The sequence below is a fragment of the Microbacterium sp. GQ128 genome (assembly GCF_059758615.1).
In genome coordinates this window covers 535,275-560,403 of record NZ_JCAXDY010000003.1, presented here as the reverse complement: position 1 = coordinate 560,403, position 25,129 = coordinate 535,275, and the positions used below count along the sequence as shown (strand labels likewise).

20 protein-coding genes are annotated in these 25,129 nt (G+C 69.1%); 2 read left to right on the top strand and 18 right to left on the bottom strand.

Annotation, left to right across the window (positions count from 1 at the left end; all coding sequences use genetic code 11):
* Window positions 1-8: 8 nt before the first annotated feature.
* Window positions 9-281 (top strand): GlsB/YeaQ/YmgE family stress response membrane protein, encoded by a 273-nt coding sequence (locus AC6CHX_RS12810; protein ID WP_028502343.1) that lies wholly within the window; start codon window positions 9-11, stop codon window positions 279-281.
* 60 nt (window positions 282-341) lie between these two features.
* Here the strand turns inward: AC6CHX_RS12810 and AC6CHX_RS12805 are convergent, their stop codons facing one another.
* From AC6CHX_RS12805 to AC6CHX_RS12770, 8 genes are all read right to left on the bottom strand, one after another.
* Window positions 342-1,637 (bottom strand): RNA polymerase sigma factor, encoded by a 1,296-nt coding sequence (locus tag AC6CHX_RS12805; protein ID WP_498273117.1) that lies wholly within the window; start codon window positions 1,635-1,637, stop codon window positions 342-344.
* Window positions 1,637-2,062, bottom strand: a complete 426-nt coding sequence (locus AC6CHX_RS12800; RefSeq protein WP_136042750.1) for a YciI family protein — start codon at window positions 2,060-2,062, stop codon at window positions 1,637-1,639. Before AC6CHX_RS12800 ends, AC6CHX_RS12805 begins: the two co-directional genes overlap by 1 nt.
* 191 nt (window positions 2,063-2,253) lie before the next feature.
* The gene (locus AC6CHX_RS12795) at window positions 2,254-3,639 is read right to left on the bottom strand and encodes a glycosyltransferase (RefSeq protein ID WP_498273116.1); all 1,386 of its coding nucleotides are present in this window, start codon (window positions 3,637-3,639) and stop codon (window positions 2,254-2,256) included.
* Between the two features lie 8 nt (window positions 3,640-3,647).
* Complete coding sequence (guaA, locus tag AC6CHX_RS12790) at window positions 3,648-5,234, bottom strand: glutamine-hydrolyzing GMP synthase (RefSeq protein ID WP_498273115.1); 1,587 nt, start codon at window positions 5,232-5,234, stop codon at window positions 3,648-3,650.
* The gene (locus AC6CHX_RS12785) at window positions 5,231-5,743 is read right to left on the bottom strand and encodes a DUF3817 domain-containing protein (RefSeq protein WP_136042753.1); all 513 of its coding nucleotides are present in this window, start codon (window positions 5,741-5,743) and stop codon (window positions 5,231-5,233) included. Before AC6CHX_RS12785 ends, guaA begins: the two co-directional genes overlap by 4 nt.
* Window positions 5,744-6,007: 264 nt before the next feature.
* Window positions 6,008-10,630 carry an ExeM/NucH family extracellular endonuclease gene (locus AC6CHX_RS12780; RefSeq protein WP_498273114.1) on the bottom strand — a complete coding sequence of 1,541 codons (4,623 nt, stop codon included), beginning with the start codon at window positions 10,628-10,630 and terminating at the stop codon, window positions 6,008-6,010.
* Window positions 10,631-10,867: 237 nt separating this feature from the next.
* A complete protein-coding gene (locus AC6CHX_RS12775; protein WP_498273209.1) occupies window positions 10,868-11,626 on the bottom strand; it encodes an SURF1 family protein in 759 nt (252 codons plus the stop codon).
* A gap of 58 nt (window positions 11,627-11,684) precedes the next feature.
* Window positions 11,685-12,800: a GuaB3 family IMP dehydrogenase-related protein gene (locus AC6CHX_RS12770; RefSeq protein ID WP_136042865.1), complete on the bottom strand. Its 1,116-nt coding sequence runs from the start codon at window positions 12,798-12,800 to the stop codon at window positions 11,685-11,687.
* Between the two features lie 202 nt (window positions 12,801-13,002).
* Here AC6CHX_RS12770 and AC6CHX_RS12765 point away from each other — a divergent pair, with 202 nt between their 5' ends.
* Complete coding sequence (locus tag AC6CHX_RS12765) at window positions 13,003-13,392, top strand: SHOCT domain-containing protein (protein WP_498273113.1); 390 nt, start codon at window positions 13,003-13,005, stop codon at window positions 13,390-13,392.
* Window positions 13,393-13,454: 62 nt separating this feature from the next.
* On the opposite strand, the gene AC6CHX_RS12760 is transcribed toward AC6CHX_RS12765, so the two are convergent.
* The 10 genes from AC6CHX_RS12760 to AC6CHX_RS12715 form a co-directional block, all read right to left on the bottom strand.
* Complete coding sequence (locus AC6CHX_RS12760) at window positions 13,455-15,914, bottom strand: winged helix-turn-helix domain-containing protein (protein WP_498273112.1); 2,460 nt, start codon at window positions 15,912-15,914, stop codon at window positions 13,455-13,457.
* A gap of 53 nt (window positions 15,915-15,967) precedes the next feature.
* Window positions 15,968-17,656 (bottom strand): ABC-F family ATP-binding cassette domain-containing protein, encoded by a 1,689-nt coding sequence (locus AC6CHX_RS12755; RefSeq protein ID WP_498273111.1) that lies wholly within the window; start codon window positions 17,654-17,656, stop codon window positions 15,968-15,970.
* A 78-nt stretch (window positions 17,657-17,734) separates the two neighbouring features.
* The gene (locus AC6CHX_RS12750; RefSeq protein ID WP_498273110.1) at window positions 17,735-18,286 is read right to left on the bottom strand and encodes an OsmC family protein; all 552 of its coding nucleotides are present in this window, start codon (window positions 18,284-18,286) and stop codon (window positions 17,735-17,737) included.
* Window positions 18,287-18,423: 137 nt separating this feature from the next.
* On the bottom strand, window positions 18,424-20,229 hold the full coding sequence (locus AC6CHX_RS12745) for a sensor histidine kinase (protein ID WP_498273109.1): 1,806 nt from the start codon (window positions 20,227-20,229) through the stop codon (window positions 18,424-18,426).
* On the bottom strand, window positions 20,226-20,573 hold the full coding sequence (locus tag AC6CHX_RS12740) for a response regulator (RefSeq protein ID WP_498273108.1): 348 nt from the start codon (window positions 20,571-20,573) through the stop codon (window positions 20,226-20,228). The genes AC6CHX_RS12745 and AC6CHX_RS12740 overlap by 4 nt, the downstream gene beginning before the upstream one ends.
* The gene (locus AC6CHX_RS12735) at window positions 20,570-20,713 is read right to left on the bottom strand and encodes a hypothetical protein (RefSeq protein ID WP_168429499.1); all 144 of its coding nucleotides are present in this window, start codon (window positions 20,711-20,713) and stop codon (window positions 20,570-20,572) included. Before AC6CHX_RS12735 ends, AC6CHX_RS12740 begins: the two co-directional genes overlap by 4 nt.
* Window positions 20,710-22,197 (bottom strand): glycosyltransferase family 2 protein, encoded by a 1,488-nt coding sequence (locus AC6CHX_RS12730; protein WP_498273107.1) that lies wholly within the window; start codon window positions 22,195-22,197, stop codon window positions 20,710-20,712. The genes AC6CHX_RS12735 and AC6CHX_RS12730 overlap by 4 nt, the downstream gene beginning before the upstream one ends.
* Window positions 22,197-22,910, bottom strand: a complete 714-nt coding sequence (locus AC6CHX_RS12725) for a PHP domain-containing protein (protein ID WP_498273106.1) — start codon at window positions 22,908-22,910, stop codon at window positions 22,197-22,199. The genes AC6CHX_RS12730 and AC6CHX_RS12725 overlap by 1 nt, the downstream gene beginning before the upstream one ends.
* Window positions 22,907-23,896, bottom strand: a complete 990-nt coding sequence (locus AC6CHX_RS12720; RefSeq protein WP_498273105.1) for an ATP-grasp domain-containing protein — start codon at window positions 23,894-23,896, stop codon at window positions 22,907-22,909. Before AC6CHX_RS12720 ends, AC6CHX_RS12725 begins: the two co-directional genes overlap by 4 nt.
* Window positions 23,896-24,939 carry a response regulator gene (locus tag AC6CHX_RS12715; RefSeq protein ID WP_136042766.1) on the bottom strand — a complete coding sequence of 348 codons (1,044 nt, stop codon included), beginning with the start codon at window positions 24,937-24,939 and terminating at the stop codon, window positions 23,896-23,898. The genes AC6CHX_RS12720 and AC6CHX_RS12715 overlap by 1 nt, the downstream gene beginning before the upstream one ends.
* Window positions 24,940-25,129: the final 190 nt, after the last annotated feature.

Sequence of the window (25,129 nt, the reverse complement as noted above, 5' to 3'; positions counted from 1 at the left end):
AGCTGACCATGAGTTTTCTCGGCTTTCTTCTCCTCGGCCTCATCGCCGGGGCCATCGCCAAGCTGATCCTGCCCGGCAAGCAGGGTGGCGGGTGGTTCATCACCCTCCTTCTCGGTGTCGTCGGCGCCCTGCTCGGCGGCTGGCTCGGCAGCCTGATCCTCAACCGGCCCCTGACCGAATTCTGGGACCTGGGCACCTGGCTCCTCGCCATCGCCGGCTCGATCGTCGTGCTGCTGATCTACGGCCTGATCGCCGGTCGCGGCCAGAAGGTCAACGACTGACACCACGCTATCCCTACGCCCGTCCCCTTCGGCAGCCTCGCGCTTCCCGAAGGGGGCGGGTCATTTCTCTGCCCCGGCGGCCTTCCGCTCGAGCAGGGAACGCTCCCGATCGTTGCCCGCGAGCCCCGCGGCGACCGCGAACTCGCTCCTCGCCTCCTCCTCGCGACCGAGCCGCCGCAGCAGCTCACCCCGGGTGGCGGGCAGCAGGTGGTAGCCGCGCAGCGCCCCCGAGCTCGAGAGCTGATCGATGATCCGCAACGCGGATGCGGGGCCGGTGGCCATCGCCACAGCAGCGGCACGGTTGAGCTCCACGACCGGCGACGGCGAGATCCGTCCGAGCGCCTCGTAGAGCAGCACGATGCGGTCCCAGTCGGTGTCGTCGACGGATGCCGCCACCGCATGGCACTCCGCGATCGCGGCCTGCAGGCAGTACGAACCGCGACCTCGACCGAGCGCGTCGGCGGTCGCCAACGCCGCGCGGCCGCGGGCGATGCGCCCGCGATCCCACCGTCCGCGGTCTTGATCGGCGAGCAGCACGGGGTCGCCGTTCCGATCCACCCGCGCGGCGAACCGGGCCGCGGTGAGCTCCATCAGTGCGAGCAGGCCGTGCACCTCGGGCTCGCGCGGCATCAGCGCCGCGAGCACCCGGGCGAGGCGAATGGCCTCGTCGCTCAGCTCGGGGCGCATCCACTCCGGCCCGCTGCTCGCCGCATGCGCCTCGTTGAAGATCAGGTACAGCACTCCCAGGATCGCGCCGAGACGAGCGGCGTGCTCCTCGCGAGGCGGCACCTCGAAGGGTGCGTTCGCCGCCGCGAGGGTCTTCTTCGCCCGCACGATCCGCTGCTGCACGGTCGCCGTCGGTACGAGGAAGGCGCGGGCGATCTCCTCGCTCGACAGGCCACCGACCACTCGGAGGGTCAGAGCGACCTGCGCCTCCTTCGACAGCACCGGGTGGCACGCGATGAAGATCAGGCGCAGCACGTCGTCATCGACGGCATCCGGGTCCCACAGCATGTCCGGAGACTCGGCCTGTTCGCGCTCGAGGTCTTGGGCGAGAGCGGCGACCCGGGCATCCAGTCGCTCCGCGCGTCGCCATCCGTCGATCGCCTTGCGCTTCGCCACCGCCGTGAGCCAGGCCCCGGCGTTGCGCGGCACCCCCTCGACCGGCCATTGCCGAAGCGCATCCACCAGTGCCTCCTGGGCGAGGTCCTCGGCGAGACCGAAGTCCCCGACCATGCGGGTCAGCGCGCCCACGATGCGGGCCGATTCGATGCGCCACACCGCGGCGACCGCGCGCTCCGCCGACCCGTCATCGGGGGCGGAACGCACGGTCTCGCTGTGTGCGGAAGTGTCCATCACTGCTGTGCGCGCTGGGCCTGCTCTTCGCGCCAGCCGGCTTCCTTCTCGATCCACTCGTTGTCGGCCGGGAAGTCCTCGACGCCGGTCACGCGACGCACCTCGAGGAAGGATCCGGGGCCGAGGGGGGCACGGCTCGCCCACTCGGCCGCCTCTTCGCGTGAGGAGACCTCGAGGATCCAGAAGCCGTTGAACAGCTCCTTCGTCTCGCCGTAGGGGCCGTCTGTGATGAGCGGCTTCTCGGCGCTGAAGTCGACGACGAAGCCCTCGGCCGCGTCGGTCAGGCCCTCGCCGGCGACCAGCACGCCGGCCTTGATCATCGACTCGTTGTACTTCCCCATGGCCTCGATGACCTGCTCGAAGGGCATCTCCTTGTATGCCTCGACACCGCTGTCGTCTGCGCGCATGATGAGCATGAACTTCATGATGTTCTCCTTGTTCGAAGGGCCGTCTCTCGACCCTCTCACTACAGACGTCGAACGGGAATGCCACAGATCGACATCGGCGAGAACTTTTTTCTGGACGCTGCTCCGGTCGCACTTTCTGTCGGTTTCAGCGCGGGGAAGCGACAGAAACTGCGACCGGAGCGGGAGCGCAGGTGACGGGAGCGGACGGCTCAGCGACGCGGAGGGGCGGAGGCTGCTTCAGCGATGACTGCCGTGAGGGCGTCGAGGGAGCGCTGCGGGCTCCACGCCGCGGCGACCGACGGCGCCTCTGCGCTCAGAGACGCGAGTCGGTCGGGGTCGGTCAGGAGGGAACGGATCGCCTCGCCCAGCGCGTCGACGTCCCCGCTCGGCACCAGGACGCCACCGCCATGCTGCAGCACGTCGCGGATGCCGTAGCGGGCGTCGTACGCCACCACGGGCGCGCCGTGCAGGAGCGCCTCGACGACGCCGAGCGGCTGCCCCTCGAAAGCGGTCGACGTGACGACGAGCGCGGCGCGGTCCAGGACCGTCCCAGGCGAATCGGTGTATCCGGCGAGCACGATGCGGTCCCCGGCGTCGAGCTCCTCGATCAGGGCCTGCAGGCGTTCCTGTTCCGGACCGCCGCCCCAGATCTCCATCCGGGCGCCCGGGACGTCGGCTGCCAGGAAGGCACGGATCGCATGATCGATGCGCTTGCCGGGCGCGAGGCGGCCCAGCACGACGACGAGCCCGTGCTCACGAAGCTCGTCCCGCGGCTCCACGGGGGCGATCGGATTCGGCACGACACTGTGGTTCGCGGCCTCTCCGAAGCGAGACACCACGTCATCGCGCTGCGTGGCGGTCGGCCAGATCACGGCGTCGAAGCGGTCCGCCAGGCGGAACCAGCGCGTCCAAAGGGTGTTCATGGAGGCGTCCGGCGTGTAGGGCGCCTCCACGTGCATGGTGTGGATCGTGTGGACGATGCGTACGCGCGGGTCCGCCCAGTCCGCGATGAGCTCGCCCAGCTGGCGGGACTCGCAGATCACGACGATGCGACGACCGCCGAGCGCGGCCGTCACGTGTTCCAGCCAGGCGCGGTAGAGGCCGCGGAAGCCGTGCAGGGCCCCGATGACCTCGCCGGACCCGTCGTACACGAGGACCGGCTCGTCGGTGAGGTGCCAGTCGGGGTTGCCCGGGATGACGGGCAGCGCCGCGAACGGCCGCTCGTCGGCATCGCTCAGCACCCGGTACTCGACGTCGGGGTCGGGGGTGACGGCAGCATCCGCCGCATCACGCAGCCACTCGGCCGCTCCGCCGTCGGGCGCGACCCCTTCGTCGAAGAGGTTGCGCAGCCGCGACGGGTCCGCGAGCGCACCCTGCTCCGCGAACGTCTTCCGGTGCGCGGCGTGATCGGCCGCGGTTCCCGGATCGAACGTGAGCAGCTGCGGACCGGCACCGTCGGCGACGCCCGCTCCGGCGAGCTGACGGGCGCGCGCGAGCGTCGCGATCGTGTACCCGCCGTCCAGGCCCGGGATCAGCCGGCTGGACAGCACCAGGTACTCGGCGTCGGGAAGGCCCGGCGCCGCATCGGGGAGCAACGCGCTCCCTACTCCCACTCGATGGTCCCCGGCGGCTTCGATGTGACGTCGAGCACGACGCGGTTCACGTCGCGCACGCCGTTCGTGATGCGGTTGGAGATCTTCGACAGCACGTCGTAGGGCAGACGCGTCCAGTCGGCGGTCATGGCATCTTCGCTCGACACCGGACGCAGCACGATCGGGTGACCATAGGTGCGGCCGTCGCCCTGCACGCCCACCGAGCGCACGTCGGCCAGCAGCACGACCGGGCACTGCCAGATCTCCTGGTCGAGCCCTGCCTTGGTCAGCTCTTCGCGGGCGATGGCGTCGGCCTCACGCAGAATCTCGAGACGGTCAGCGGTGACCTCACCGATGATCCGGATGCCGAGACCGGGCCCCGGAAACGGCTGGCGTCCGACGATCGCCTCGGGGATGCCGAGCTCGCGACCGATCGCACGGACCTCGTCCTTGAAGAGGGCCCGCAGCGGCTCGATCAGCTCGAAGTCGAGGTCGTCGGGAAGACCGCCCACGTTGTGGTGCGACTTGATGTTCGCGGTGCCCGCACCGCCGCCGGACTCCACCACGTCGGGGTAGAGCGTTCCCTGCACGAGGAACTTGACGGGAGCGCCGCCCGAAGCCTTCGCCTCGGCGACGAGATCGAGCTGCACCTTCTCGAACGCGCGGATGAACTCGCGGCCGATGATCTTGCGCTTCTCCTCGGGGTCGGTCACACCCTGGAGGTGACCGAGGAAGGTGTCTGCCGCGTCGACGGTGATGAGACGCACACCGGTGGACTCGACGTAGTCCTTCTCGACCTGCTCGCGCTCGCCCTTGCGGAGAAGGCCGTGGTCGACGAAGACCGCGGTGAGCTGGTCGCCGATGGCCTTGTGCACGAGGGCCGTGGAGACTGCGGAGTCGACCCCGCCCGAGAGCGCCGAGATGACGCGGGCGTCACCCACCTGCTCGCGGATGCGCTCGATCTGCTCGGCGATCACGTTGCCGCTGTTCCAGTCGGAGGCGAGACCCGCCCCCTTGTGCAGGAAGTTCTCGATCACGCGCTGGCCGTGGTCGGAGTGCTTGACCTCGGGGTGCCACTGCACGCCGTAGAACCCGCGCTCCTCATTCGAGAACGCCGCGACCTTGGTCGCATCCGTGGTCGCGAGCACGTCGAAGCCCTCGGGCGCCTTGGCGACCTGGTCGCCGTGGCTCATCCACACGTTCTGCTCCGCGGGCTGACCGCCGAGCAGCGTGCCGCCGTCGCCGGAGATCGCGGCATCCGTCGCGCCGTACTCGCGCAGGCCGGTGTTCGCGACCTCGCCGCCCAGCGTCTGGGCCATGTACTGGAAGCCGTAGCAGATGCCGAGGGTCGGAACCCCGAGGTCGAAGACTGCCGGGTCGAGCTTCGGCGCGCCCTCCTCGTACACCGACGAGGGACCGCCGGAGAGGATGATCGCGACGGGGTTCTTGGCGGCGATCTCTTCGGCCGTGGCCGTGTGGGGCACGATCTCGCTGTAGACGCCGGCCTCGCGCACACGACGGGCGATCAGCTGCGCGTACTGCGCGCCGAAGTCGACGACGAGCGCAGGACGCTGCTGGGTCTCGGACTGTTCGGTCAACGGACACCTTCCGGGGCGGGGGTGGAGGCCTCGGCGGCCTCTCTGGTGGCGAGATAGGTCTTGACTTCACGGGCGACGACCGCCTCCATGAAGAACGACAGCAGCGGCACGACTCCGCCGAGCGCGAGCATGATGAACCGCGGGAAGCGCCAGCGCATCAGGCTCCACATGCGGAAGCACGCGAAGAGGTACACGACGTAGAACCAGCCGTGCGCCACGAGGATGAACAGCGAGAGGTTGAACCCGTCGCCCAGCGAGGTCATCTCGCAGGAGTTGGTCATCGGGGCGAAGAGCGACCACCACTGGCAGTCGGGTCCGGCGAGCACTCCGGCGAACCAGAGCGGTCCTCCGGAGCCCCCCATGAAGAGCTCGAGGTGGATCGGCGTGTACTTCAGCACCATCTCGGTCAGCAGCAGGAGCAGCATGACTCCTGTGATGATCGACGCGATCTGGTAGAACTTCAGCGCACCGCGGATCGCCGGAAAGCTGGCGACTTTCGGTTCGGGCATGCGTCCAGTCTAGCCGCCGCGAATTCGCGTCGAATCCGCCCTCGCCGCGGTCGCGCTGCCCACCCGCGACGGCACAACTTCGGAGATCGGAAGCCACACGCCGGTCCTCGGGCGTTCAGCCCGGCGTGTCTGCCTCGGACTCCGAAGCTGTGCCGAGGAGCGGGGGGGCGGAGACCGACAGGCGACGACGAAGGCCGCCGGGATCACCCCCGACGGCCTCCGCCTGTGTCATCCGACTACCGGATCAGAATTACTCGTCCCGGATCAGAACCACCGCGTGAGCAGTTCCCAGAGCCAGTCGAGGATCGCGCCGACGATTCCGCCGGCACGGTTGACCGTGACCGTCGCGGTCGCCGCATCCCCGTCGGCCTGCGACGCGGCGACGGTGTACTTGCCCGACGGCGCGCTCTTCGGCACGGTGACCTGGGTGCTGAACGTGCCGTCGGCACCCACCTGGACGGTGCCGACCGGGACCGGCTTGCCCTTCTTCGGTCGCAGCTCGATGCTCACCGTCTCACCGGGCACGTAGCCCTCACCGGTGACCTTGAGGCTCTTGCCCGCGGTCACCTTCGACGAGCCGAGGGCGATCGTGCCGGCGAATTCCTCTTCACCGGCGATCGTGAACGGCACCTGCACCGTCGTCCCCGTCCCGGCGACGGCGACGGTGAGCGACTGCTCCCCGAAGACGCCGGAGGGCACCGTGAAGGTGAGGCTCGCGCGCCCGCCCTCGTCGGTGGTGTCGACGACCGCCGGATCGACGGCTCCGGTGGCGAGCGCGGTGTCGCCCAGTGAGAGCGTCACCTCGCCCGGTGCCGGCTCGCCCGCGCTGAACGCCAGCGAGGAGAGCGACACCGTCACCTGGTCGCCGGCGCTGTATCCGTCGGCATCGGCGGGGCTGACCGCCACTCCGACCGCGCGCTGGGCGTAGTCGGGGCTCGCGGTCTTGTTCGCGTCGAACCAGTCGACCATGGACTGCAGATCGATCTTGCCGGTGTCGCGCTTGCCCGCCCCCTCCTTGAAGGTGAAGAAGTTGTCTCCACCCGCGGCGAGGAACGAGTTGGCGGCGACCGTGTAGTTCGCCGCCGGGTCGACCGGCGTGCCGTTGAGCGTCATCGATGTGATCCGTGCGCCCTGTGCCGCGGCGGGGTCGTAGGTGTAGACCAGACCCTCCGAGACTCCGAGTTTCAGGAACGGACGCGCCGAACCCGCCGGCTGCCACTGCTCCTCGAGCACGCCCTTGAGCTGCGCACCGGTGAGCGTCAGCGTCACCAGCGTGTTGGCGAACGGCTGTACCGTCGCCGCCTCGCGATAGGTGACGTTGCCTGCGGGATCGTTCGCGTTGGACGAAGCGTAGGTGAGGTTCGCGCGGATGCCGCCGGGGTTCATGAGCGCCAGGTCGGCGCCCGTGGACCACTGCTGCACGTCGGCGACGAAGTTGCCGATGGTGGACTCGCCACCGCGGTTCTCCGTCTTGCCGTCGCTCTGGCGCGCCCGGTTGAAGTCGGCCGTGATGTCACCGACCTTGATCGCGCCCAGGACGTCGGCCTCGGCCTTGGCCTTGTCGACGATCGCCTGCACCTCGGGAACCGCCGGATACAGCGGCTTGCCCGCCGCGGTGAGGGGCTTGATCTCGTTGGTGATCGAGATCAGGTCCTTGGTCTTCGGGTCGACCTTGATGTTCATCAGGCCCAGGTTCTCGCCGTACTGCCCCGCGGAGACGACCGGGCGGCCGTCGATCACGTGGTTGTAGGCGAGGTGGGTGTGTGCCGACACGATCGCGTCCACGTCGTCATCGACGCCGTAGACGATCTCGCCGAGCGGCGAATCCGGGGTGATGCTCGACAGCTCGACGCTGGAAGCGCCCTCGTGCACGAGCAGGATGACGACATCCGCCTCGCCGTTGGACTCGTCGCCGTCGCGCAGATCGTCGGCGACCGCGTTCACGGAGTCGGCGATGCTGCGGACCTCGAGGTCCTTGATGCCCTCGGGCGAGACGAGCGAGTCGAGGTCTTCGGTGACGGCACCGACGAAGCCGACCTTCACGCCGTCGAGCTCCTTCACCCAGGCCGGTGCGAGCGCGGGCTCGCCCGTCTCGGTCACGAAGACGTTCGAGGAGATGTACTCCCAGTCCGCGCGCTCCTGCACGCGATCGCGCAGGTCTTCCCAGCCCTGGTCGAACTCGTGGTTGCCCGCGGCGCTGACATCGAGACCGGCCGCGTTCAGCGCGTCGATCGTCGGGTTGTCGTCGTTGATGAACGAGGTGAACGTCGATGCACCGATCAGGTCACCGGCACCGGCGAAGATCGTGTTCGGGTTCGCATCGCGGAACTGCTTCACGGCTCCGGCCAGCACGGCGGCACCGGCGGCGGCGCCGTCGGCCTCGATCCGACCGTGGAAGTCGTTGACCGTGACGACGTCGATGCTCACCGGCGGGATCTCCGAAGAGACGCCGACGATGATCGGATCGTGGTCACTGGACCGGTACGGCGTTCCCGACTCGGTGGCGCCGTACGCGTAGCCGCGATCGCTCCACTCCGGCGAGTTGATGCCCCACACGCCTGCGCCCGTGATGGACGTGGTGAGCGACGGCGACGCGATCACGTGGTCGAGCGAACCGAGCTCACCGTCGAACGTGTACGTGTACTGACCATCGGTCTTGTCGGCGACGAGGTCGCTCCACCCCTTCGAGGTGAACACGTCGATCGGGTCTTCCTTGCCATAGGCGTTGAAGTCGCCGATCAGCAGCATGTCGCTGCTGCCGGTGGTCTCCTCGAGCTCGGCGGTGAAGGCCAGGATCGCGTTCGCCTGCTTCACGCGGTCGGCGTTGAAGAAGCCCTGTCCGTCGGCCGGCTCCGCACCTGCGCCCTCGGGCGGCGACTTCGACTTCAGGTGGTTCGCCACCACAGTGACGACGCGGCCGTCGATGTCGAACGCCTGCGCGATCGGCTCGCGCGCGTTGCCCCACACGGTCTCGTCGGTGACCGTGGCGCTGTCGCCCACGGTCTCGACGGCATCCTTCTTGTAGATGATCGCGTTGGTGATGTAGTCGGTCGTCGCCGCGTCGTTCAGCGCGGCGGGCGTGGGCACGTAGTCCCACACCTCGCTGCCGGCGTCGGCGTTGAGTCCGGCGACCAAGTCCTTGAGGGCCGTGTCGACGGGCTTGCCCAGCTTGACCGAGTTCTCGATCTCCATGAGGGAGACGATCTCGGCGTCGAGTCCGTTGATCGCCGCGACGATCTTGGACTTCTGGATCGCGAACTGCGCCGCGTTCGCGGCCCCGCGGGCGTTGGAGTTCTCGCTCTTCAGCGTCGTGAAGTAGTTGTAGACGTTGAAGGACGCGACCTGCACGTCGCCGCCCACCTCAGGCGCGGAGTCGGTGCGCGGGTTCGTCGCCTCGAACCCGACCTTGAGGTCGGCGGACGAGGAGTCGTCGATCGGCACGACCGGCTGCAGACGCCAGTCGTTGAAGCCCCACTGGAGCACGTAGCCGTTGTCGCGGAAGTCGACGGTGTCGCCGTTCCGGACCACCGTGTCCTTCGTGAAGTACGGCTGCTCGCCGGGGTGCCCGCTGTTGGACACCTGGATGGACCAGCCGTCGTCGAGAAGGATGCGGTTGGCGCGGTTGGCCGCGGCGATGGCCGACGCCTCAGCGCCGGGACGCGTGGTCTCGGTGCTCTTCACGGCCAGATCGGCACCGGCATTCAGCCACAGCGTGCCGAAGTTGAACAGCTGGTGGCTGGAGGCGAGGCGGTAGCTGCCCTCGGGAGCGACGTACATGTTCTCGTACTGCTCGCGGTCGGCACCCTGCACCGTGGCGGGCAGCGGAGTGACGGCCGGAACGCCGACGCCGGCGGTCACGACCTTGACGTCGGCGGCTGCGGCGGGGTTCAGCTGCGTCTGCCCGAAGTACTCGCTCACGGAGCCCGTGACCGAGACGAGGTCTCCGATCTCGAGGCTCGGAGACAGTGCGTTCAGGAAGACGAACACGCCGTCGGAGGCACCGGGAGTCGCGTCCGTCGCGCCGCCGGAGCCCTGCGTCTGGATGACGATGCCCTTGTAGCCGCCGGTGCGGTAGTCGGCCGTGACGACGCCTTCGACCTGCACGGTCTTGCCGCTCAGCGGCGACACGTCGGTCGTGCCCTGCACCTCGGCGATGGTGGCCTTCGTCGGCTCGCCGCCCGGGTCGGTGCCCGGGTCGGTGTCGCCGGAGTTCTGCGGGGTGATCGTGGCCGAGAGCGTGAAGTCGGCGCTGTTGTCGTCGGTGTCGACACCTTCGGTGCGGTTCAGCGACTTCACGTCGGTGTTGCCGGCGGGCGGGGTCGCGGCCTTCGTCTCGAACGTGTTGGAGGTGCCGTAGCCCAGCACGTCGATCACGCCGTCGACACCCACGACCGATCCCGGAGTAAGTGTCACCGCGGCCGTGCCCTCGACGAGAGCGAGCGTGCCGTTCGTGCCGCTCGGAGTCAGGGTGCTCGTGGCATCGGGAGCGGGCAGTTCCGCCCCGTTCGCGCCGTTGCTGTTGCCCTGCACGAGGTAGTGGCCGCCGGCCGGGATCACGCCCGTGAGCGGGGCGACGCCATTGGAGGCGCCGGTGCCGGTCGCCGACCGGTACTGCAGCGACATGCCGTCGAGCGTGATCGCCGCCGAGGTCGGGTTGTACAGCTCGACGAACTTGTTCTTGAACGCCGCCCCCGCGCTGCCGCCGGAGAGATACGCCTCATTGATCACCACCCCCGTGCCCGTGGTGTCGGCTGTGGCGGGCACAGCGGCCAGCGAGCCGAGGCTCAGCGCGGCGACGCAGGTCACGGCGAGAGCGCCGATGCGCCCCCGACTTCTACGGTGCGAGACGGGAACCCGGCGGTTCTCGTCGTCTGAAGCGGACATCATCGGTGCTGTCTCCTCGGTCGGGTTCGACACTTCTCAGGACTGTCACGGCGCACAGGGAGAACTCCCAGCGTGCTCACATGGTGCGAGCATACGTAGCGGTCCGGACATCCTCAACGGAGTTTTCCGATTCGTCATCGAGCGCTCACCGGATGGCCTCGACGACCCCTGACGAAGGTCGCTATCGCGGAGAGACGGCACGCAATTGCGCATCGATTCGCGCGCGGATGCGCGCGATGATCAGGGTGTCTTCGCTGCAGCCGCGTCTTCGAACTCCTCGACCTCGCGCTCCCAGGCATCCTTCGCCAGGCGGTACCAGAGGTAGAACGCGAAGCCCGCGAAGATCGCCCACTCCACCGCATAGAAGACGTTGAGCCAGTTCACCGGCGACATCTCATCAGGCGCCGGCGACGAGATGTCGATCAGGCCGGCGGTCGCTGTCGTCGAGGCCAGGTAGGGGCGGTAGACGTCGAGCTGCTCGATGTCGTGCCAGCGGCTGAGGAGAGCAGCCGGCGACATCCGATCCAACCGCTCCGGATCGGAGTGCGGGGGAACCTTGGGCCCCTCGTCGGAGATGATGCGCCCCGAGATCTCGACCACCGACCCGTCGGCACCGGACTCGAGTTCCTTCACTGCCGCATCCGCGGCCTGGCGATCGGCGGCCCAGCCGATCGCGACGGCGATGGACGTCCGTTCGTCGACGCGCAGCTGACCGGTGACCCAGTAGCCCTCGACGTCGTCGTTGAACCGGCTCGACACGACGATGAAGTCCTCGGGGACCCAGGCCCCGGACGTCTCCACACGCTGTCCCACCAGCGGCTCGGGGAGGTACTGCCCCGGCTCGAGGACCTCGGTGAGCTGCTGCACCTGCTCGGTCGCACCGGGCTCGGGCGGATCCGTCTCGATCGCCCGCTCGAGCTGCCACTGCCCGAGCCAGGCGAACACACCGGCGACGAGGAGGCACAGCAGCAGCATGCCGATCCAGCGTCCCCGGAGCATGACCTCACGAAGGGTCGGGGGGAACAGTGCGGGCGTGGTCACGGTGGTGCGCTGAACCTCAGGCCTCGTACGGCGCGAGCACGACCTCGACCCGCTGGAACTCCTTGAGGTCGGAGTACCCGGTGGTCGCCATCGACTTGCGCAGCGCGCCGATCAGGTTCGCGGTGCCGTCGGCGACCGGAGCGGGACCGTAGAGGATCTCCTCGAGCGTGCCGATCCCTCCGACCTCGACCCGGCGGCCGCGCGGGAGCTTCGGGTGGTGGGCTTCCGGACCCCAGTGGAATCCGCGTCCCGGGGCGTCGGTGGCGCGAGCCAGCGCGACGCCGAGCATGACCGCATCCGCACCCATGGCGAGCGCCTTGACGATGTCGCCCGAAGTGCCCACGCCACCGTCGGCGATCACGTGCACGTAGCGGCCGCCGGACTCGTCGAGGTAGTCGCGTCGCGCGGCGGCGACGTCGGACACAGCGGTCGCCATCGGCGCGTGGATGCCGAGGGTCGCACGCGTCGTGGACGCCGCTCCCCCGCCGAAGCCGACGAGCACTCCGGCTGCTCCGGTGCGCATGAGGTGCAGGGCCGCGGTGTAGGTGGCGGCACCGCCGACGATGACCGGGACATCGAGGTCGTAGATGAACTTCTTGAGGTTCAGGGGTTCGGCGACGCTCGACACGTGCTCGGCCGAGACCGTGGTGCCGCGGATGACGAACAGGTCGACGCCGGCGCGGGCGACGGTGTCGTAGAACTCCTGGGTGCGCTGCGGCGTCAGTGAGCCCGCCACCGTGACGCCCGCCTCGCGGATCTCAGCGAGGCGGCTCGTGATGAGCTCGGGCTTGATCGGCTCGGCGTACAGCTCCTGCATGCGGACCGTGGCCGTGCCCTCGTCGAGGCCGGCGATCTCGGCGAGCAGCGGCTCCGGGTTCTCGTACCGCGTCCACAGTCCCTCGAGGTCGAGCACGCCCAGCCCGCCCAGCTGGCCCAGCATGATCGCCGTCTGCGGGCTGACGACCGAATCCATCGGCGCGCCGAGCACCGGGATGCCGAACCCGAAGGCGTCGATGGTCCAGGCGGTGGACACATCCTCCGGGTTGCGCGTGCGCCGGGAAGGCACCACCGCGATGTCATCGAACGTGTACGCGCGACGTGCACGCTTTCCTCGGCCGAGCTCGATCTCCATGGTCACCCGACCAGCCTACCCGGGCGGGGCCGTCGCCTCGGGCAGAGCTCGCGACAGTGCGGAGCGGTGAAGGTCCGCGACGGCATCGGGAAGCGGGCCTGCCGCCTTTCACCCCGATGAGGGGATGACGCCCCTCATCGGCGGGAGCGAGTCTGAGACCGCGGGATCCGAGTGGGTCCCGTTCTCTATGAGAGGTGACTTCATGACCCTTTGGGCCGGTTTCTGGGACATCGTCTGGTGGTTCCTGGCAGCGTTCGTCCTGTTCGCGTACCTGTTCGCGCTGTTCGCGATCATCACGGACCTGTTCCGCGATCACAAGCTGAACGGATGGGCGAAGGCGGCCTGGCTGATCTTCCTGGTCTTCGTTCCGTTCCTCACCGCCCTGATCTACCTGATCGCCCGTGGGGGCGGAATGGCAGAGCGCGGTGCTCGCGACACGCAGGCCACGCAAGCAGCCGCCGCCGACTACATCAGGTCGGTCGCCGGCAGCAGCCCGAGCGACGAGATCGCGAAGGCGAAGGCCCTCCTCGATGCCGGCACGATCGACGCTGCGGAGTACGAGCAGATCAAGAAGCGCGTACTCGCGGGCTGACCGGATGCGAAGAAGGGGCTCGTGGTCTCACATGGCGGCGAGCCCCTTCCCGATCGGTGAGATCAGAGGAGACCCACGCGTCGAGCGGCCTCGACCGCCTCGGCGCGTCCGTTGACCTGCAGCTTGCTGTAGATGCTGCGCAGCTGGGACTTGACGGTATTGGCGCTGACGTACCGACGTCCTGCGATCTCGGCGATGCTCTGATACGCGGGAAGCTCACGCAGCAGCTCGTGTTCCCGCGTCGTGAGTTTCGCGATCTCGACGGGTGCGGTCTGCTCCGACATCGCCAGGTCCGGATGGGCGAGGATCGCCTCCGCCATCGGCCGCCAGGCTCCGAGTCGCTCGATGCGTGCGCGCAGCACGGCAGCCGGCTCCTGCCCTTCCTGGAGGAACGGCCGCACCGCCCTCAGCGGGGCCGCACACATCAGCGCGTTCAGGATCGCCGTCGTCGCCGAGGCGTCGCGACGCTGCCGCTCCGCGTGCACGGCGAGCGCCACCCACGCGGAGGCGAGAGTCAGCGGAGCGGAGCGCGGGGCGCCGTCGGCCAGCGCCTCACGGAGAGCGTGATCGCCCTCCCGATTCGGATGACGGAGGAACGCGACGGTCGCCGTTTCGATGCTGTACTCGCCGAGGACGCGTCGGCTGCGCGCCAGCAGACGGTCGGCCAGGGGGCCGTCACCCTGACGGACGGCGGAGCCCATGGCGGGGATGACGGCGTAGGCGAGGCTGACGAGCGAGGCGGCGAGATCGTTCTCGATCAGAGCCGCAAGGTGCGCGAGCGCGTCGGTGCCACCGCGGCGAGTGAGTTCGTCGAGCGCGAGGAGCGTCTGCGTCAGATGATCGACGCGCGCGCCGGCGCGCGGGCTCCAGCGTCGCAGCACGCTCACCGCGAGAGGATCGGCCCGATGGTACGCCTGCGTCGCCTGGAGGCACACGACCCGCGCTGCCACGTCGTCGCGTTCGTCGGCACCACTGAGCGGGTTTCGTTCGAGCTGAAGGAGGACGGGCTCCATCCCGATCCGACTCGGCGCCCGGGAGACGATCGACAGCGCACTCTCCAGGATCAGCATCCGCAGCCACCGCAGTTCCGAGGTGTCTGCGGTCGGCGAGCCGAGTTGCACGAGGGCCGCGCTCCTGTTCTCCTCCATCTCGCCGTCCCTCGCGCCTGCGGTCCACACCTGCGCGTACTCGAGCAGGAGCGCGGTTCCGCGCGAGACGCGTGCGGCGACGGGCAGCAGTGCCACGTCGCGGGTGCCATCCTGCCGTCGGTTCGCGTGCGCCCAGAGAGCGTCCACGATCTCATCCACCACGCTCGGAGGCCTTCTCTGCGTGGCGCGACTGCGCACACGCAGCAGCTGCGCCGCGCCGCGGCGGTCGTCGAAGTGCGGGATCGCGAGGAGGAGGCCCATATCCGCCTCCAGCCGCTCGCGATCCTTCTGCGCGACCGCGCGAACGGCGCGCATCACGGAACCGGACTCGCCGCGGAAGATCAGCTCGTAGCCATGCTGATCGAGGAATGCAGCGAGAGCGGTCGAGTCGGAGGCCCGGACAGCCTGATCGAGGGCGCGGCGCAGGTCTCCTCTCGCCGAGAACCACTCGGCTGCCGCGGCATGAGCGCTGTTCGCTCGCGGGAGGTCACGGCGACGCTGCTCCGCTGCGAGGAACGCCCAGAGGATCGGGTGGAAACGGAAGGAATCGTCCTTCGTGCGCACCACGAGCATGGTGATCCGCGCGAGCCGATCGAGCACACGACCGGCATCGGGGATCCCCGTGACCTCGACCGCGAGCGCTGCCGACACCGTCCTCGCGACAGCCGACCAGACCAGCACTTCTTCCTGCTCGGGCGTGAGCGGGGCCAGCACCTCGGCGACGAGGTAGTCCGCGACGGGGCGGCTGTCGCCGTCGAAGCGTTCCATCGCCGCACTGTCGCCGGTCTCCAGCAGCCGGCGCACGAGGACGAGCGCCGTCACCCATCCCCCGGTGCGTGAGAGGAGTCCCCGCAGCGTGTTCCCGGCCGGATCCGTCGCGCCGGCGAACAGTGTGGCGGCCTCCTCGGCGGTGAACGCGAGATCTGCTCCGGATATCTCGCGCGTCCGCGCCCATCTCGCGGGCGACGCGGGAAGCGCGTCGAATCGTCCGGCCAGGACCACCCGAAGGCGGGCGTCGCCGCTGTCGATCGCGGACGCGATGGCGTCCATCACGCGCGCCGACCCGCGATCCAGCTGGTCGATGACGAGGTACACCCGGGGGTTCCCCGGTTCCCTGCTCCGCGCGATGGCGTCGAGGACCTGTTCCTCGACGCCGGCGTCCGCGATCCACACAGGGCCGTCGAGCGTCGCCGTCCACTGCTCGAGAAGAGCGGACTTGCCCGAGCCCGCAGAGGCCCAGATGCCCACGATGCGGAACCCCTGCTCGAGAGCGTCGAACATCTTCCGCAGCCGAGGCCGGTCGACCAGGCCGCTGCGATGCACGAACGCAACCGCCTCGGATCCGCGTGAATGAGTGTCCCCGAGATCTGTCATCTCGGTATTATTTCACCTTTTACAGGTGGGTCCGCGTCAGCGTGGTCCACCCCTCATCGTGCGCGAGCCACCCGCTTCTCCTCCCACACGGGCTCGTCCGATTCATAGACCTCGCCGTCGGCCCCGAAGACCAGGAAGCGATCGAACGACCGGGCGAACCACCGGTCGTGCGTCACAGCCAGCACGGTCCCCTCGAATCGCGCGAGCGCCTGCTCCAGCGCCTCCGCCGACTCCAGGTCGAGGTTGTCGGTCGGCTCGTCCAGCAGCAGCAGCGTCGCCCCGGAGAGCTCGAGCAGCAGCACCTGGAACCGTGCCTGCTGCCCGCCCGACAGCGAGTCGAACGTCTGCTGCGCCTGCCGCACGAGTCCGTACCGGTCGAGCGCGGAACTCGCGGCGTCCCTCGGCATCCCGGCGCGGCGGTCGTCGCCCCGATGCAGGATCTCCAGGAGCGTGCGTCCCAAGAACTCCGGATGCGCGTGCGTCTGCGCGAACAGACCGGGCACGACCCGTGCGCCGAGAGTCACGGTGCCGGTGTGCTCGACCGCGCCCAGCTGCTCCCCGCTCGAGGTGACATGACCGAGAGTCGCATCGGGGTCACTGCCGCCGCGGGCGAGCAACCGCAGGAAGTGCGACTTGCCCGACCCGTTGGATCCGAGCACCGCGACCCGGTCGCCGTACCAGACCTCCGCATCGAAGGGACGCATGAGCCCCGTCAGCTCGAGCCGCTGCGCGACCACAGCCCGCTTGCCGGTGCGTGCGCCGCGCAGACGCATGTCGAAGTCCTGCGCGGGCGGGCGCTCCTCGGGCGGACCCGCCTCCTCGAACTTGCGCAGGCGCGTCTGCGCCGCTTGATAGCGCGAGGCGAAGCCGTCGTTCGCCGAGGCCTTGACTTTGAGATTCGCGACGAGGGTGCGCAGCTTCTCGTGCTGCTCGTCCCAGCGCCGTCGCAGCTCGTCGAGCCGATCCAGCCGGTCGGTCCTTGCCTGCTGATAGGTCGAGAAGCCACCGCCGTGCACCCATGCCGTGGCGCCGGCGCCGCCCGGCTCCAGCGTGATCAGCCGGTCGACGGCGCGCGCCAGCAGCTCACGGTCGTGTGACACGAGCAGCACGGTCTTCGGCGTCTGGCGCAGCTGCTCCTCCAGCCACCGCTTCGTCGGCACATCGAGGTAGTTGTCCGGCTCGTCGAGCAGCAGCACCTCATCGGGTCCGCGCAGCAGGGCTTCGAGCGCGAGCCGCTTCTGCTCGCCGCCGGAGAGCGTGGTGAGCTCGCGGTACCGCGCCCGCTCGAACGGGACGCCCAGCGCGGCAACCGTGCATTGATCCCAGACGGTCTCGTGCTCGTAGCCGTCGGCATCCGCGTACTCGGCGATCGCCGACGCGTACGCCATCTGCGTGTCATGCTCGTCGCGTTCGATCAGCGCGTTCTCCGCCGCCTCCAGGGCTTCGGCCGCCGCGCGGATGCGCAGGGGCGCGACCCGCACCAGCAGCTGGTGCACCGTCTCGCCCGCTTCACCGTGGCCGACGAACTGGTCCATGACGCCGAGCCCGCCGTCGATCGTGACGACACCGTCATCGGCCGCCTGATCGCCGCGGATGATGCGCAGCAGCGTGGTCTTCCCCGCCCCGTTCGGGCCGATCAAGGCGCTGGTGGAGCCGGCACCCACCCGGAAAGTCGCCTCGTCGAGAAGCGGTCTGCCGTCGGGGAGCGTCAGCGAGACACTGGAGACATCGATGTAGCCCACGGTGCGTGGCCGTCCTTCCGCCCGCGCATGCCGAGCCGACCAGGCTATCAGGCATGGCCGCCGCGCACCGCCCCGCGCTCAGGCGAGAGCGCTCGAGGTCGGCACAGGAGCCGCGAAGAGATCGAGCACCGGGCAGTGCGCATCCACGACCGTGCGCAGGTTCTCGTACTGCTCGGCGCTGTCCGGACCCGTGATGTCGACCGAGACCCGCACATCGTGGAAGCCGGCCCTCCCCGATTCGTCGATGCCGAAGAGCTTGCGCACATCGAGGTCGCCCTCCGCCGTGATCTCGATCTGGTCGATCGTGAGCCCGAGCGCCTGCGCGTAGAGCCGGTACACGACCACCTGACAGGAGATGAGTGCACCCAGCGCGTACTCGACGGGGCTCGCCGCGACGTCGTCGCCGGCCAGCGCGCCGGGCTCGTCGACGAGGAACCGGTGCTTCCCGGCGCGGATCTCGGTGGCGACGGAGCCGATGCCCCGACCGCTCACGCGGTAGGTGAGCTGTGCGTTCGCGGCGTCTGCGGCGATCCGCTCGTTCCATGCGGTGCCGGCGTCGGTGAGTCGCTGAGCGCGGTCGGCGGGAGTGACATCGGCGATACCGGCGAGCTGGTCCTGGAGGAGAGTCATGGCCCGACGGTAGCGATCCATGGGCTCGGGCGGCAGGATGCCCGTCATCCGGCTTCACACCCGGACACGAAGCGTCACGGATGCGACGATCCGAGTCTCAGGTCACTGCCGGAGCTGCTCGACGCGTTCGGCTTCGATCAGTCGGCGCGGCTCAGACTCGTCAGCACCTCGGTGCGGGGTGCGGAGGGCAGGACGAAGCGGAACTCGGTGCCCACGCCCTCCTGGCTGGTCACATCCATGCTCCCGCCGTGCGCCAGAACGATCGCCCGCGTGATCGTGAGACCGAGCCCGACACCCGGCACGGCGTTGCGCGTGGCTGTCGATGCACGGAAGAAGCGGGTGAACAGCATCCCCTGCTCGTCTTCCGGGATCCCGACACCCGTGTCCTGCACGGCGAGCTCCACTCCCCCGTCGACCAACCGGACGCGGGCACTGACGCGCCCGCCACGCGGGGTGAACTTGATCGCGTTGGAGAGCAGGTTGTCGAGCGCCTGACCGATTCGTCCGGAGTCGATCAGGAGGGGGATCGCGTCGGCCCCCACCTCGGCTTCGATCGAGATGCCCTCGCGCTGCGCGTGCGGTCCCGCGGAGACGACAGCCGATCGCACCAGTTCGACGACATCCGCCTCTTCGCGCTCGAGCGGGAACCGCCCGGATTCGACCTGCGCGGTGAACAGCAGGTCACCGACCAGGTTGAGCAGACGCTTCGCATTGCGCTCGATGATGCCGACGAACTCCTGCTGATCCTCGGTCAGCGGCTGTCCGGGGTCGTTCTGCAGCAGATCGAGGAACCCGATGATCGCGCTCAGCGGCGTGCGGAGCTCGTGGGAGATCATCCCGACGAACTCGTCCTTCATGCGCGCGACCTCGACGGCCCTGGTCTCGTCGGTGAGCACGAACAGATACCCCTGCTGCGCACCCGCGCCGTCTTTGTGCGGGGTGACGGTGACCCGGGCGGGAACCGTCGTGCCGCCCGCCGTCGTCACCTCGATGTCTCCGTCGACCGAAAGGCCGGCGTCGGCCTGGGCGAACAGCGCCTGGATTCCGGGCGAGAGATCCGCATAGCCGGGCAGAAGCTCGTGGTCCGAGCCGGGGCGGTCGGCATTGTCGGCCGCCAGCATCGACAGGACCGCCGTGGAGAAGAAGCGGTCGATGCGCACGGCGTCGCGGGCCTCCTCCGCCGAGAGCCCCAGCAGGCGTTCCGCCCCGGGATTCCAGGCGGTGATCTTGCCGCTGCAGTCCGTCGCGATCACCGCCTGCGCCGTGATCGACGCCCACAGGCTCTCGAACGAGTCCAGCAGTTCCCGGTACTGGCGCTCCTTGTCGCGCAGCTGCACGATCATCGCCACGTTCTCCGACAGCGCCTTGGTGCGCTCGACGACGAGTTCCTCCGCCTGCTCCACGCGCATGCGCTGCTGGCGGGACAGCTCGTTGACGACCGCGGCGACCGCGCAGAACACCAGCGGCCCGACGACACCGCGCAACCACTCGACCGAGGTCGACGGCGGGTCGGCGAAGTACGGCATGAGCAGTGCGATGGAGGTGAGTCCGCCGACGACGAAGACCCAGCGGATGCCCGGGGCAGCCGCGATCCAGACCACGGGGAGGATGACGAGCGAGCCGAAGATCGACGAGGCGCCACCGGTACCGGCACGGAACAGCCCGAACCCGATGATGTCGACCATGGGGATGAGCAGCACGACCCAGCCGTCGTAGACATGGCGGGCGCTCAGCACCACGGCTTGCACGGTCGCTGCGAGGACCAGTCCGAGACCCAGGAGGGCGACGCCGAGATGTGTGAACGGCAGGTCCGCGTTCCCCCAGGACAGGAGCGCCGCGATGACGATGGCGGCGGCGGACGGCAGCTGCTTGACCAGAGGGCTCGGGTTGTCGAACATCCGGTACCACCGGCTCTCGGCCCGGTCGATGGCCGTCGCCCTCACTTCTTCACCTGCTCCACGATCCGATGCAGATCCGCGCCCGTGATCGGCTTCGGCAGCGCGGCATCCGCCGGCGGGTAGTCGGCGGCATCGAGCACCGAGCTGATCACGAGGAAGCAGTCGGGGAACTGCTCCTGCACCAGGCGCGCGCACGCCTGCCCCGAGATCCCCGGAAGCAGCAGATCGAGTACGGCGACCACGGGATCGATCTCCGGGAATGCCGCGATCGCCGACTCGGCGTCATGCGCGATGAAGACGTCGAAGCCCTCGCGCTCGAGATAGCGGCGCAGGAGCGCAGCCTGATCGGGGGCGTCCTCGACGACGAGAGCCAACGGCCTCCCGGTCATCGAAGGAACAGCTCTCGCACGACGACCACGACGATGACGACAGCGAGCGCGAGGGCCGCCTGCGGGATCAGTCGTCGCTCGCGTCGGGCATCCGCGACGATCTCCTCCCGCTCGGCTTCGGGTGACGGTGCAGCGGTCATGAGTCGACGCGTCCGATCTTCTCGGTCTTGATCCAGGAGGCGTCTGCGCGACGCCACTCTTTGATGTAGGAATCCACGGTGATGGCACACAGCAGGGAGCCGTACCCGCAGACGTAGAGCAGGAGCCCTGCGAAGAACCGCCCGCCGGGAAGCGGTTCCACCGCGCGCGCCAGCCAGATGCCCAGCATCGAGATCGGACCCCACAGGTAGAACACCACGGCCCAGAAGATGCGGGACTGATCCGTGAGGCCCAGCCCCACAGCGGCGAGGAAGGACTCGAAAGCCCAGGGGAACAGGGCGATCGCCATCAGGATGAGCGCCCCCAGCCCCGGGAACATGATCGCCTCGCGCCAGGAGTGCCGGCCCGTCCGTGGATCGAGCTGCACCGAGTACAGCATCGAGAACAGGTAGATGCAGGCGGCCGAGATCCACATGAAGCGGAAGACGAACTCCGCGATGTCGCTGTGCAGGAAAAGCAGGGCGAGCATTCCCGCCGCCGCCAGGAGCATGAACGCGGGGAGCAGCAGGATGGTGAACCAGGCCAGCCCGAACGAGAAGCTGCCCAGGTTGTGCTCCCGGCTCGGTCGGAACCACAGCTTGCGGTAGATCGAGGTGAGCTGCACGTTGCCGCGGGCCCAGCGCAACCGCTGCTTCCAGAGGCTGTCGATCGTCCGGGGCTCTTCGGCCAGCACGACGGCGTGCGGCTCGAAGACCATCCGACGACCCTTGAGCTGACCCTCGAACGTCGTCATCGTGTCTTCGGCGAGAGTCCCCGTCGGGATGCGCCCGCCGATCGCCTCGAGGTTCGCCCGCGAATGCAGCTGGGCGCCCCCGGCGAGACAGGCGATCGCGCCACCCACGTTCTGCACACGGCGAGCGGACAGCTGGCCGATCACGTACTCGATCGCGATGAAGCGGGTGAGGTAGTTCCGGTCACGGCTGCCCTCCGCGATATAGGCGGTGACGGCCCCGACCTTCTCGTCGGCGAGATGCCGGCTGAGTTTGCGTAGGGAGTCGCGCGCGAAGATCACGTCGGCATCCATGATGAGCACGGCTTCGGTCCAGGTATCGGCGAGCACCACGTCCAGGCCGTGGTTGAGCGTGTGAGCCTTGCCCTCGCCGCCCTTCTCCCGACGCAGGTGCACGACCCGTCCAGGGTGGGCATCGGCCTTCGCCGCGACGATCGCGGGGGTGTCGTCGGTGGACGCGTCGTCGACGACGAACACGCGCAGGCGCTCGGCGGGGTACTCCAACTGGAGCAGCCGCTCGATCGCCGGGCCGATGACCGCCCCCTCGTTCCACGCCGGGATGATGACGGCGACGTTCGGATGGTACGGCGCCGCCTTGCCGTAGTGGTTGCGGAAGGCATGCACCGGAAGCATGAGGAACTGCAGCCCGGTGTTGATCACCGGCAGCGTGCCGACCAGGACGCACAGCAGGAGGATGACCACGAAGACGGTCTGCAGCCAGGTCAGGTCGGCCATCAGGGAGCCTCCACCGCGTCGAGCAGGGGGATGACACGCGAGTATCGGCCGACCTCGGCGGCATCGTGGCTGTCGGTGGAGGCGACGATCTCTCCCCCGGCACGCAGAAGAGCCGACAGCGCGTCGGCGCCGGGGCACCCCCACTTCTCATTGACCTCGACCAGAGTGTCGGTCTCTGCCGCCGCGCGCGCCCACGCCTCCGTGCGCTCTCGCCCGAGATCGAGCTCGGACAGGCCGATCTTCGGGAGGATCGAGAAGCAGTGGGCGAGCTGGTTGCCGGGATGCCGGCGCATCGTCGCGATGAGCGCGTCGACCAGCTCGTCCAGCACGTCGTCGGGGGCCCAGCCCGCGGCGATCCGCTCACGGACGGCTGTGGGGCCGAGCGGGCCGTCGACGCCCGGGAACTGGTGATCGGCGATCAGGATCCGGTCGACGCCGTCCGGAAGGGCCGGGATGTCGAGCGACCCCGCGGCGTCGAGGATCTTGGCCTCCACGCCCGAGAGCACGGTCAGCCCCTCGGGCACGCGCAGCGCGCGGACGGCAGCCAAGTACTCCGGCACCCACGTGGTGCTCTGGCGCACATGATCGACGAGACGCAGTGTGGTCAGCCCGGCGCGCGCGGCCGCCTCGACGTTCTCGGCGAGCGTCGACACCGCATCGTCCGAGAAGGTCGAGTGCACGTGGAAGTCACCGCGCAGCACGGCGTGACTCACAGCTCCTCCTGATGGCCCGCGTGGGCGGAGACCAGCACATCGTCGACCTCGACGATCACATCCTCCAGGAAGCGCACCGACGCGACCTCGCGGAATGGGACGCGCACCGGCAGCTCGCGTCCGAGGAACAGGTCGGCCACGAGTGACGGGATGTCGACACCGGCCGCGATCGTCAGTGGCAGCGCGCCGGGGAAGCGCGGGTTGACCTCGAGCAGCACGGCCCGGCCGGCCCGGTCCCGACGCAGCTGCACGTTCGCGACGCCGACGAGTCCGATGGCGCGGGCGATCGCTGCCGCCGCGTCCTCGAGCTCCGGATCCTGCAGCGTACGTCCGGCGATGGCGACCCCGGAATCGACCCGCGCGCGGGTGCGGGGCACCGCGGCGACCACGTGTCCCGCCGCATCCGCGATGACGTCGACCGAGTACTCCTCCCCCGGAAGGAAGTCCTGCACGATGAGACCCTCGTCCGTCGGGAGCGCCTCGAGTGCCGCCCGGTCGGGCACGAGGCGCACGCCCCGGCTGCCGGCGCCCTGACGCGGCTTGGCGAAGACCGGGAACTCCCAGTCGACCGCCTGCGCGTCAGAGCCGGCGAGAACCGTGCGCGGGGTGAGTCCGGTCGGCGCGCACCGTTCGGCGAGCGCGAGCTTGTCGAGAGCCGTGTTGAGCGTGTCCGCCGACGGGGCGGCGAGCACGGCGGGCGCGAGTTCCTCCCGCCGCTCGGCCAGGGCGATGAGCTCGACATCGACCGTCGAGATCACGAGGTCGAGCTGATCGGCCTCGACCAGCCGCGCGATCGCCGGCACGAAGTCGTCATCCCTTCCCGGCGGGACCAGGCGACGCTGCTCCGCCGGCACCAGGTAGATACCACTCGCCCAGCCGTCCATGTCGGCGGCGAACACGGTCAGATCGGATCGGCGGAGGAGGGATCGGATCACGGCGACTCCGGCCGGTCCGCCTGCTCCGGTCACCAGCACACGCTTCGTCATCAGCTCTCCCGTCGGCTGAGTTCATGGGCGCCGATGAACTCGGCCGTCTCGCGCACCACTTCCAAGGGTTCGACGGCTGTTCCGCCCCCGAACCGCGACCAGTACCGCGCCGTCGCGGTGACGAACTCGGGCGCCAGATAGTCGCGGCTCGCCGTCTGCGAGCCGAAGCGCTCCAGCAGACGGAGCTTGTCGTCGAGATACTGATCGATCCGCACGAACCGGGTCGGACGGAAGTCGATCGTCGACGACGGGCTCTGGTAGCAGGCGACCGTTCCCACTCGGCGGGTCGCCACGATGGTGGCCTCGCTCACGGCACGGTGATCCTGGTGGCGGTCGTTGCTCGAGTGCGTGTAGACGATCGTCGGCTGGATCTCCTGCACGACCTCCTCGATGAGGCGCACCGTCGAACCGCCGCCCGAGATCTCGGTGTCCACGAGATCCTTCAGGAACAGCCGGGCACCGAGCATCTCCGCCGCCGCCAGCGACTCGTCCTGCCGGCTTTCGGCATCGCCCCCGCGCGCTCCGCGGGAAAGGGTGAGGATCGTGATCTCGTCCTGCGCCCGGGAGTGCGCCGCGAGGAGTCCCCCGACCCCGATCTCGACGTCGTCGGGATGGGCGCCGATCGCGAGCACGCGCTCCTTCGGACGTGCTTCCTCGCGGCGGCGGCGGCCTTCTTCGACCAGTCGCGTGACCGACTCGACGAGCTTGGCGTTGTCGAGAGGCTTGGTGAGGAACTCATCCGCCTGCGCGCGCAGCGCCGAGACCGCGTACTCCACCGACACATGGGCGGTCATCACCACGACGGGCACGGTGGGAACCGTGCGACGGAGCTCGGCGAGAAGCTCGAGCCCGTTGAGTCCGGGCATCTCGATATCGGTCACGACGACGTCGGGCCGCACCTGCGCCACGCGTTCGACAGCGGCCCTCCCGTCCTCGGCGACGTCGACGATGCAGCCGGCGCGCCTCTCGAGCACGGTCTTCACGAGCAGGGCGACGTCCGAGTCGTCGTCGACGACGAGTACGCGAGGAGCATCCTCTGGCATGGGTGCGGCTCTCCTTGGGGAGGTTCCCTGACCGATGGGGATCGGTCGTGCGACCTCGGCGCCTTCATCACCGGGGCCGCTGGGAAAGTCGAGCGGGGTATGTCGATTCTGGCATAGGCCCGCGCGCACCGAGGGAGGCGCATCCGCATGCGTTCATGGACGAGATCGATCCTCGTCGCGCCCGCCGATC